Below are 9,756 nucleotides of genomic sequence, written 5' to 3'. Positions count from 1 at the left end.
AACTCCCGAATGCGGGAGAAAAACTCGTCCGGACATTCCTGCCAGAAGTGTCCGCACTCTTTGAGTAGAACGAACTCGACCTTGGCGCTCGATAGAGCCGAAGCCGCTGCCTGCCCGGTCGAAAGGCCGAAGGGATCGTCTTGCCCCCATAATAGAAGTACCGGGTGAATTATCGTCGCCACCTCCGCCGTGAAATCGTAATCACCGAGAGTCGTGAAGGTCTGCTGCTCGACGGCGGGATTGTAATGCATTTCTTTAAGCTCATCGGGCAGCTCGAAGGCGGGATCGGAAAAATAGGCGGGCAGGATATCCTCCAATGCAGTGATGATTTGTGGAATCAGGCCCTGTTGCTGTAGGGCGGCGATACGTTGGGCCCTATACTCATAGCCCGCCTGGACCGCTTGCCAGGAAGGAGGCCCGCTACTTGCAAGCACAATCGAGCGTACGTGTTCAGGATGCACGGCGGCGTATATCATGGCGACCAGTCCGCCCCAGGAATGGCCCAGCAGGTGCACTTTCTCGATGCCGACAGATGCACGTACCGCTTCGAGATCCGCGATATAGTTGAGCATATCGTAGCCGTTGGAAGGCGTGCTGGAGCGGCAGGTTCCACGCTGGTCATAAGTGACGACGGCAAAATCCTCCCCCGCCAGCTGTTCCAGGCTGGCCATATAATGACTGCACAAACCCGGTCCGCCGTGGTTGGCAATGAGCACATTCCCGGATTCCGGATCACCGGCAATGCGCATATGCAGAGTGACACCGTTGCCTGCTATCCCCATCTCGCGGATCGGCACTGGTGAGTCATTTTCCGTGCAGGTCAGTGAGCTGACGAGCAAGGGGGCCAGAGCGATACCGAGTAGAAGTATGTACCTCATTGTTATTCCCCTCCTGATATTTGTGGCTGCATCTGTCCCGCGTCTACACTACGGATGTATGGTGGGGCTTAATATACGCTCAGCATGTACGAAGCCTTGACGAAGAAGATGTTGTCGCCTCGCTCTTTGGTGAGGGATTGGAGGTCGCGTGCGAAATCGAACCGGCCCGGCCGGTCGTAGTTGGTGCGATCATGGGTCCAGACCAGATACAGGATCGAGCCCGGCAAATATTCCCAGCGCAGAACTACGTTGGCTTTGAAGTACTTACTGTTAAAGTCAGGGTTGGCGTCATCGGAGTCATCAAAATGATAGGGATCAAACGCATACGATTTCGGACGACTCAGTTCCTTGAAGTTGGTATAATCTCCCACAGCGAGTAAGGGCTGGAAGTACGCCTGCAGGGAAAGCTGCGGTGTGATACCCCAATCCACCCGTAATGTTGCGGATACGCGATCCTGGTCGATGTCCGCGAAGACGAAGTGGTATCCATAAGTAGCCTGCGGATCCTCCTCGTTTGCCACCCATTGCCGGCGATCCAGAATGTCCAAGAAACTAGTGGCGAGCGTAAGCCTAAGCGAGGATGTCGGCCGGAAGACCCCGGAAATGCTGAATTCGCGCCAGTAGGTACCGTCTTTCATGAACTGGCCGGCCAAGCCGCAGTTTAACATGATGGCCTTCCGCGAGTCGGTGCTCGCGTTCAGGAAGCCAATGGCATATGCCGGGTAGGCTATGATCGGACCGCCCCGGGTACCGAACAGGTCCAGACCTTCCGGGGTGAGCTGGATCGACCAATTGACACTGATGTAGTTCAGCGTGATAAAGGTTCCCGAGTGATAATATTGCGCAAACAACCGATTACCGTCGAAATCGAAGTTGCGAGAAGTCATTCCGTACAGACTGATGTGTCGATACCAGGGAGTCGGCTCCAGCCACCGATAGCCAGCCACCACGTGCATGTTGATGAGGTTGCCGTAAGAGTTATAGCCCAGATCGTTGACATCAAAGCCGGGGGAAATGATTCCCAAGGCCGTCTGGAAATGCCAATTACCGCCAATATTGTGCAGGCCGAACCGTCCCATGTAACCGTCGAGGAAGGTGCGGTTGGTATCCAGGGATACGGTTTCGAAATCGGGTCGCTGGTAGTAATGCTGGGGGGATTGCTGGAGCCGGCTGATGCGCTCCCGAGTGCCGTCGACCCGGGAGTAGGCCATCTGGCCGATGAAGGCCCAGTTCCGGTTTTCCCCGAGGAAGGACCAACCGTCGGTGCCGGCGACCATGGCGCGGTTGTTATTGATATCCGTCAGGGCGCGGGGAGATCCTGGTTGCGATCGACATAGGTGAGGATGAAACCCAGGCCCTGTCTCCCCTCGTTGAATTCGCCGATGCCGCGGTAGATGCCGTAAAAAGCGGCGGGTTCGATTTCGTCATCGAAGCGGACACTTTCAGAATCGACCTGGGCGTACTCCCGCTGGGTCACGGCGTTAATACTGCCCAGGGACCAGTTTCTGATTTTTCCGCTGACTTTGGCGGCGCCCAGAACGGTGGTTTGTTGCGGGGCGTATACATCGCCCTCATGCACCGGGCTGCTGGCGGGTCGGCGCCCGATGCGGCGGCTGTAGAAGATATTGGGACCCGCCCAGTAGCAGCCCCAGACCCCGCCGGTGGGCGTAGCGCCGAAACGGAATATGTCCGATCCCTCCAGGAAGAAGGCTCGCTTTTCCGAGTAGAAAGTCTCGAAGGCGGAGAGGTTGATAACGGCCGGATCGACTTCCGCCTGGCCGAAATCGGGATTGATAGCCAGGTCCAGGGTGAGGTTACCCGTGAGGCCGTACTTGATGTCCAGACCCAGGTTTCTACCGGTGCGCATGTCCCGGTAGAACGGGTTTCCTTTCGTGCCGGGAAAGTCGTTGAGCTTTCCCATGGCGTAAGGGGAGACGAATAGGCGCGCCGGTGGTTCGATACCTTCCAGACCCGTCAACCGCCCGAACCGGGAGACAAAGCCGCTCTCATCCTTGGGAACCATCACGAAGTAGTCGTGCTCGGCGTTGGAGAGGATGTAGCGCTTGAAATTCACACCCCAGGTATAGGTCTCCTGCTTGTCGAACCGCAGCTGAGAGAAGGGTATGAGCATCTCGAAGGTCCAGCGGTCGCTGTCGCTTTTGGCGGCGGCCTCCCACACGCCATCCCAATCATCATCGCTGAGAATGTCCCGGTAGAGTCGCTGATCTATGATGGACCCATCGGGATTGACGGCGAAGCCGAAGCCGTTCTGGCGGTCGTAGTTGGGATCGATCCAGAACCAGAACCAGTCGGACTCCACGTATTCGTCTCTGCGCGCCAGGCCCCCCACGATGGAGTCGGGACCGGAGTGATGGCAGGTGCCGGCCACATAGAGGCCGTCTTCGTTGTAAGCGATAAGCACGGCTGTCAGCTCAGTAGGCTCGGCACCTTCGATGGGATCGCGTTGGATCAGTCGGGAGTAGCCCTCGCGCTGCCAGACCGCTTCCTGGAGCAGGCCGTCGATGGTGATCGTTTCCACGACCCGGACGGCCTCGATGGCGGGCTGATTGTTATCCTGGCTGTCTGCGGCGAGCGCCGATGTGGTTGCGAGGAAGCAGACCAGGATGAGGGATGGGCAATATTTCATGGCATATCCATATGTTGCCGCGAACGATGGCAATATCATATCGGACCACGCGGTTATGATGGCTTTATCAGCGTCGAATGGTTACCTGACTGTTGGACGCTTCCCTTAGGGAAAAGGTTGTCAGGGACAGAGTTGCCCTTAATCTTCCAGCAGCTGCCCGGCGTATTTGCGGACACAGGCCAGGAAGGCTTCCGGCACCTCCACCGGCCTGCGATCCTGATTGACGAAGGAATGAACGGTGTACCCTTCGGCGATGGGCTGCTCTTCCCCATCTTTGTATACCCGATAGGAGAGCCTGATTTTCACCTTCGGCTCCTCTTCCAGGCGGGTCTCGATAGTGAGCAGGTCTTCGTAGGTAGCGGGGCGGTAGTAGCGGCAATGGCTCTCCACTACCGGCAGGAAGATCCCTTCCCGCTCCATCTGCCGGTAGGGAAATTGAATATCTCTGAGGAGAGCGCTACGGGCCGATTCGAAATACTCGTAGTAGCGGCTGTAGTAGACCACGTTCATACGGTCGGTATGGGCGTAGAGGACCCGCAGGCGGTGCCGATGGACCAGGTTTATTCCTGCCATTGGCCGAGGCACTCGTAGCGCTTGATCCGGGAAGCCACCAGCTCATCCGGTGGGATATCCTTCAGTTCCCCCACCGTCTCCAGAATGGCGGCCTTGACGGTGGCTGCCACGGCATCCATATCCCGGTGGGCACCGCCGAGGGGCTCCGGAAGGGCACGATCACAGATGCCCATTTTCACCAGATCCCTGGGGGTTATCCGCATGGCATCGGCGGCCTCCTCCGCCTTGCTGGAATCCCTATAGAGAATAGAGGCACACCCCTCGGGGCTGATCACGGAGAACCAGGTGTTTTCCAGCATGAGGAGTCGGTCACCTACCCCCATGCCCAGTGCCCCGCCGGAAGCCCCTTCCCCGATCACGATGATAATAATAGGCACCGGCAGGGTGGACATGACCATCAGGTTGCGGGCGATGGCCTCGGCCTGGCCGCGTTCCTCGGCCCCGAGCCCGGGATAGGCACCAGGAGTATCAATGAAGGAAATCAACGGGCGGTTGAACTTGGCAGCCAGGTGCATCAGACGCTGGGCTTTACGGTAACCTTCCGGGTTGGGCATCCCAAAATTGCGATATAGATTGTCCCGGGTTCCCCGCCCTTTCTGCTGACCGATGATCACCACCTTTTCAGCATCAATCGCGGCCAATCCACCGACCACCGACTTGTCATCGGCGTAGTGGCGGTCACCATGCATTTCGAACCAGAAGCGGGTGATACGCTCGATATAATCCAGGGTATAGGGCCGCTCGGGATGCCGGGCCATCTGAACCCGCTGCCAGCGCGTGAGGTTCTTGTAAAAGTCGGCCGCAGCCTTCTCCAGCTTGGCCTCCAGACCTTGAATCTCCTTGCTCATGTCGGTACCCCGCTCCAGAGCTGTGCGCTTGGTGGCCTCAATCTTCTCCTCCAGCTCCTTGAGGGGTTTTTCGAAACTGAGTACGTATTTGCTAGCCATCGGGACGTAAGGTTATCACTGCGAGAGGGTGAAATGCCAGAAGGTTTTGCATCCCCGATATCACCGGGCACGGTCGAAGACGGGATTGTGGCAATCTCGGGTTCTGCCATAGAGATTGCCACGTCCCGACGCTGACGGTCGGGACTCGCAATGACGATCAAGGGAAGTCATCGCGAGCGGTGGGGGTGCAGCCCCCTATTTCAGCAGGTACTCCTCCCAGAAGAGTACGGTGGCTTGTCGGTAAAAGTCGCTGTTGGACTTCTTCTGGAAGCCATGGCCTTCGTCCTTGGCCAGCATGTACCACACCTGCCCTTTATTCTTACGGATAGCCTCAACGATCTGCACCGACTCGCTTGCCGGCACCCGGGGATCGTTGAGCCCCTGGGCGATGAACATGGGCCTGGTGATTTTGTGGGCGTTGGTGGTCGGCGAGATGCCGATTAAAAACGCGCGCATTTCAGGATCACGCTCATCACCATATTCCTTCCGGCGTAGATCCCGTCGATAATCCTGGGTATTCTCAAGGAAGGTGACAAAATTGCTAACGCCCACCAGCTCGATGCCGGTCTTGAGCCGGTCGTTATAATGAATCATGGAAGCCAGGACCATATAACCACCGTAGGAGCCGCCGTAGACGGCCACCCGCTGGTTGTCCAGCTCCGGCTGCTCAGCGATCCAGTCCATGAGGGCACCGATGTCTCTCACCGAATCCTCCCGCTTGTAGCCGTTGTCCAGCTTAACGAAGGTTTTCCCGTAGCCGGACGAACCCCGGACATTGGGTGCCAGGACTGCGATTCCCAGCTCATTGATCCAATATTGGAAAGTCGAGGAAAATCCAGGCTGGTACTGGCCTTCCGGTCCGCCGTGGATATAAATGACCACCGGGTAGGGCGGCTCCACAGAGCCCGGTTTATAATAAAAGGCGGGGATCAAGCGGGGTTGGTCCGCAACCGCATCGAAAGTGGGATAATGAATTAGCTCGGGGACCACAAAGTCCTCCGTCTGAAGGCCCCCTACCTCACTATTCGTCCACCGGGTCAGCTGCTGCTTCGTGATATGCAGCGAATAGGTATCACTGGGAGTCTGGGGGGTGTTGAGGGTCAGGGCCAGCTCCTTGTCATCCGGGCTAAACTCCAGACCTCCGATGAGACCAACCGGCAATTCCGGCACTTTGAGGGCACGCCAGCCCTTAATCTTCCGCAGGTGCAGTTTATCGATACCATCTTCATTGGTAACGAAAGCCAGGATATCGCCTTTATGGGAGATTTCAAAAGCCTCCACGTCCCAGTCTATGTCCTCAGTCAGCACCGTGGACCGGCCGGTGCTCAGGTCGTAATAGCGCAGCCTCTGGTATTCGCTGTTCTCATCAGATGTGTAATAGATCCCCCGGCCATCTATAGCCCAGCGGGCGTTACCGTAGGAGATCTTCTCATCTGAGGGATTGATCCGGGTAAGCTCCCCACTGGCCAGATCGAGGATATAGAAGTAGGACTCATTGATGGACACGTACTGCTCCACCAGCAGCCCGCTGTCATCAGAATTCCAATCTATCGGGTACCAGGTGCCTTCCGCTTCCAGGATCATCCTGGTCTGATCGGGATCATCAGCGGCAGCGATATAAAGATCCCAGTCTCTGCCGTTGCGGGCGGTGCTGAAATAGACAAAGCGGTCACCCTTATTTGCCCACCGGGCAGCACCATTGCGGGAGGACCCATCGGTAAGCATAGCATACTCGCCAGTGGGTATATCGAAATAGAAGATCTGGTAGAACTCGCTCCCGCCTACATCCTTAATGAATAGGAAACCGTCTTTGGGCCCGGCCGGCCGGATAGCCGCTCCGCTGACCGGTTCGTTGAAAAAAGTGAGCTGTTGCCGGGCACCCCCGGGTCGCTCCACATAATGAATCTGACTGGTCTCTCCGAAGCGGGTGACTACATACAGGCCCTGGCCCTCGGGCTGCCAGCCCGTGAAGTATGCCGAGCGTACATTCTGATACTGAAGCATTCGTTCCACCACCTGCTGGGGTATATCAGGGATATTTTCAAGCACCAAGTTGCCGATTTCCCTGCGCTCTACCTGTGAATAGGCGGAGGTTGCCAAGACAACAGCGAGAACGATGGGGCAACATCTTGAGATACCTCTTCTCATGGGACACCTCCCATAAATTGGCACGGTTTTAAGGTTCGATCGGTTAGCATTCAAAATTTAGAGAAATAAATGGCTCTATGCTGCCTCAACTCCACCAATAGGAACGATTAGCAGTCGCTAGATCCGAAACAGCGCCTTCAGTAGTATCTCCAGGTCGAAGGTGAGGGACTGGTGCTGAAGGTAGTAGTGCTGGTAGCTCTGGGCTACATCCGGTTCTTCCGGCACTTCTCGCAATCGGGCCAGTCCGGTCATACCAGGCTTGAAAAGCAGGTGCGGATCCGGCTCATGACCGGGTACTATTTCAGCGCCTACAAAGCTCAGATTGCCCTTTAAGATGTACCACAGCAGGGGCAGCCGCCGCAGTCTAGCCCCGCCATTCTGCAGCAAGTGTATGCTCGTCAGGTTGCTTTTTACCGTCCAGATGGTATGGCGTTCAAATCCGCAGAAAATCCGTAGAAAGGGCCAAACCGGCAGCAGCAACAGCAGCAAGACAGCTGAGGTAAGGATATCGAACAGGCGTTTGGACAGCAAATGAAAACGCCGGTAGAGAGAGGCCTCAACGCTGACGAACGGTAGATCGCCAATGTACTCCACTTCGGCTTTCCCCAGCATTACCTCGTCTTCATGAGGCACGATGCGGAAGAGTAGCGGCAGATCGCGGGTCTGTTCCAGGATCGCCATCAGCCTCTGGTTGGTGAAGCTATTGCCCGCCACGATCACTTCCCGGAAATGATGTTTACCGACCAGGTCTCGCAGCTCGTCAGTGCGGCCTAAGATAGGCAGTGGGGCATCAACGTTTCCTGGAGTTGGTGAGGCCGTATCCTCTATGAAGCCGAGCAGGTCGATTCCGGTATCCGGTCGTCGCCGGAGGAGGCCGGCGATTCGCTGGCCCTCGTCATCGGCCCCGAGAATGACCGCTTGCCGGGAGAAGATCGTAGGGCGCTGGGTGCGGTAGCTGTCGCCGATTTTATGAGTCGCCCGCCGCAAGTGCACCACCAGCCGCCAACCGGGTAAAAGAACCGCTACCAGGGCTGAGGCCGAGACCAGCACCAAGCGGGAATAGGCCACCTCCCGATATAGATAGGTCAAGGTAGCGATGAGCAGGAATCCAACCAGGGAGGCCACCAGAGCCCGGCTGTAGCTGAGGACGTAGCGTCCGTAAATCTGGAAGAGCCCCCCAATACCCAGCCACAACACAATATATACTGCCACCACCGGGGCATAAAGCACGAGCATGTATCTGGTGTGAAAAACCGGATCGGGCAGGAACCGGACACAGATCATGGCGAAGAAAGCGCTCCCGATGACCACGGCGTCGATAATCAGGGAAGAAAGGGTGGCCAGGGAGCTGCGGAAGAAAGCCAGCGAGGCCCGCAACCATATGCCCAGTCGAATAAAGGTGCGCATGATCAACCCGCCATAAACGGAGCCATACTTTTGCGAGAATGTGACCATAGCTTCGTAAAACATTCTCAGGTTATCGAAGGGCGCGGATTTAACACTTTCGCCTTTATAGTGGATGATCTGGGTAGCCGGATGATAGACCACTGCATAGCCTGCCTGATGGATGCGGTAGCAATAGTCCAGGTCTTCGCCGAACAGGAAGAAGGATTCGTCCATCAGACCCACTTCGTTCACTACTCGACGGGGTATACACATACAGGAGCCACTGACGGCATCCACTTCATGGGACTGATCAGGGTCCAGGAAGGTGAGGTTATAGCGACCGAAGAGCCGGCTGCGGGGAAAGAGCCGGGCCAGGCCCAGAAGGCTGGTCAGCGCCACCCACGGGTGTGGAAAACTGCGCTTACAGGCTTCCTGGAGACTGCCATCACTGTTCAGGATCTTTGGCCCCACACAGCCCACGTCAGGGTGTTCCTGCAGATAGTTCGACAGGACCTGCAGGGTTTGTTCTTCCAGGATCGTATCGGGATTCAGGAGCAGGACAATCTCTCCGGTGGACGCATCGATGCCCTGATTCACAGCGGCGGCAAAGCCCCTATTCTCCCGATTCGCAATGACCTGAACGTGGGGGAACCGCTGTTGCACCATTTCTACCGTGCCGTCGAGAGAGTTGTTATCCACCAGGATGATCTCTACCCGACCATCGAAGTGAGCCCGGCCCAGTGATAGAAGACACTGCTTGACGAACTCGCGGACGTTATAACTGACCACGACGACGGAGAGGGTCATGGCTCCGTCTTACTTTCGGCCTCTTTGGGTGGGAACAATTTCCGGTACAGGAATTTCTTGATCCGGGAGAGTCGCAGCCGGGGAACCATCCAGACCGCCTCGAAAATAATCCGGCGGGACATTTTAGAGGCCCCTTCCGTACGATCCACAAATATAATGGGCGATTCCTTAATGCGATAGCCGAGGTGATAAGCCCGGAAGGTAGTCTCGATCTGGAAGGAGTATCCTTCGGACTTGATGGAGGGGATATCCAGATTGGCCAGCACTTCCCGGCGCCAGCACTTGAAACCACCGGTGAGGTCACACACCGGAACACCGGTGATTACCTTGGCGTAGACATTAGCCGACCAGCTGAGTATCAGGCGGGAAA

Annotated in this window: 8 protein-coding genes; all 8 read right to left on the bottom strand. The window is 56.7% G+C overall.

Annotated features, from left to right (window positions below):
• Positions 1 to 878: alpha/beta fold hydrolase (locus ACETWG_06940; GenBank protein ID MFB0516322.1), on the bottom strand; the 878-nt coding region annotated here is incomplete at its 3' end.
• Positions 879 to 946: 68 nt separating this feature from the next.
• A complete protein-coding gene (locus ACETWG_06935) occupies positions 947 to 2,155 on the bottom strand; it encodes a DUF5916 domain-containing protein (protein ID MFB0516321.1) in 1,209 nt (402 codons plus the stop codon).
• Positions 2,156 to 2,178: 23 nt separating this feature from the next.
• Positions 2,179 to 3,525 carry a DUF5916 domain-containing protein gene (locus ACETWG_06930; GenBank protein MFB0516320.1) on the bottom strand — a complete coding sequence of 449 codons (1,347 nt, stop codon included), beginning with the start codon at positions 3,523 to 3,525 and terminating at the stop codon, positions 2,179 to 2,181.
• Positions 3,526 to 3,663: 138 nt separating this feature from the next.
• Positions 3,664 to 4,098: an acyl-CoA thioesterase gene (locus ACETWG_06925; GenBank protein MFB0516319.1), complete on the bottom strand. Its 435-nt coding sequence runs from the start codon at positions 4,096 to 4,098 to the stop codon at positions 3,664 to 3,666.
• Positions 4,086 to 5,045, bottom strand: a complete 960-nt coding sequence (locus tag ACETWG_06920; protein ID MFB0516318.1) for an acetyl-CoA carboxylase carboxyltransferase subunit alpha — start codon at positions 5,043 to 5,045, stop codon at positions 4,086 to 4,088. Before ACETWG_06920 ends, ACETWG_06925 begins: the two co-directional genes overlap by 13 nt.
• 195 nt (positions 5,046 to 5,240) lie before the next feature.
• Complete coding sequence (locus tag ACETWG_06915) at positions 5,241 to 7,193, bottom strand: alpha/beta fold hydrolase (GenBank protein MFB0516317.1); 1,953 nt, start codon at positions 7,191 to 7,193, stop codon at positions 5,241 to 5,243.
• A gap of 117 nt (positions 7,194 to 7,310) precedes the next feature.
• On the bottom strand, positions 7,311 to 9,386 hold the full coding sequence (locus tag ACETWG_06910) for a glycosyltransferase (GenBank protein ID MFB0516316.1): 2,076 nt from the start codon (positions 9,384 to 9,386) through the stop codon (positions 7,311 to 7,313).
• Positions 9,383 to 9,756, bottom strand: a 374-nt coding sequence (locus tag ACETWG_06905; GenBank protein MFB0516315.1) for a hypothetical protein, incomplete at its 5' end; no start/stop codon positions are given. The genes ACETWG_06905 and ACETWG_06910, both read right to left, overlap by 4 nt.

Source organism: Candidatus Neomarinimicrobiota bacterium (assembly GCA_041862535.1).
Classification (GTDB): Bacteria; Fidelibacterota; Marinisomatia; order SCGC-AAA003-L08; family TS1B11.
This window is presented reverse-complemented; position numbering and strand designations above follow the sequence as displayed.

Bases quoted from the DNA above. Each gene is read 5' to 3' on its own strand.
- ACETWG_06935 (MFB0516321.1), bottom strand. From the start codon at position 2,155: ATGGTCGCCGGCACCGACGGTTGGTCCTTCCTCGGGGAAAACCGGAAC.
- ACETWG_06930 (MFB0516320.1), bottom strand. From the start codon at position 3,525: ATGAAATATTGCCCATCCCTCATCCTGGTCTGCTTCCTCGCAACCACA.
- ACETWG_06925 (MFB0516319.1), bottom strand. From the start codon at position 4,098: ATGGCAGGAATAAACCTGGTCCATCGGCACCGCCTGCGGGTCCTCTAC.
- ACETWG_06920 (MFB0516318.1), bottom strand. From the start codon at position 5,045: ATGGCTAGCAAATACGTACTCAGTTTCGAAAAACCCCTCAAGGAGCTG.
- ACETWG_06915 (MFB0516317.1), bottom strand. From the start codon at position 7,193: ATGAGAAGAGGTATCTCAAGATGTTGCCCCATCGTTCTCGCTGTTGTC.
- ACETWG_06910 (MFB0516316.1), bottom strand. From the start codon at position 9,386: ATGACCCTCTCCGTCGTCGTGGTCAGTTATAACGTCCGCGAGTTCGTC.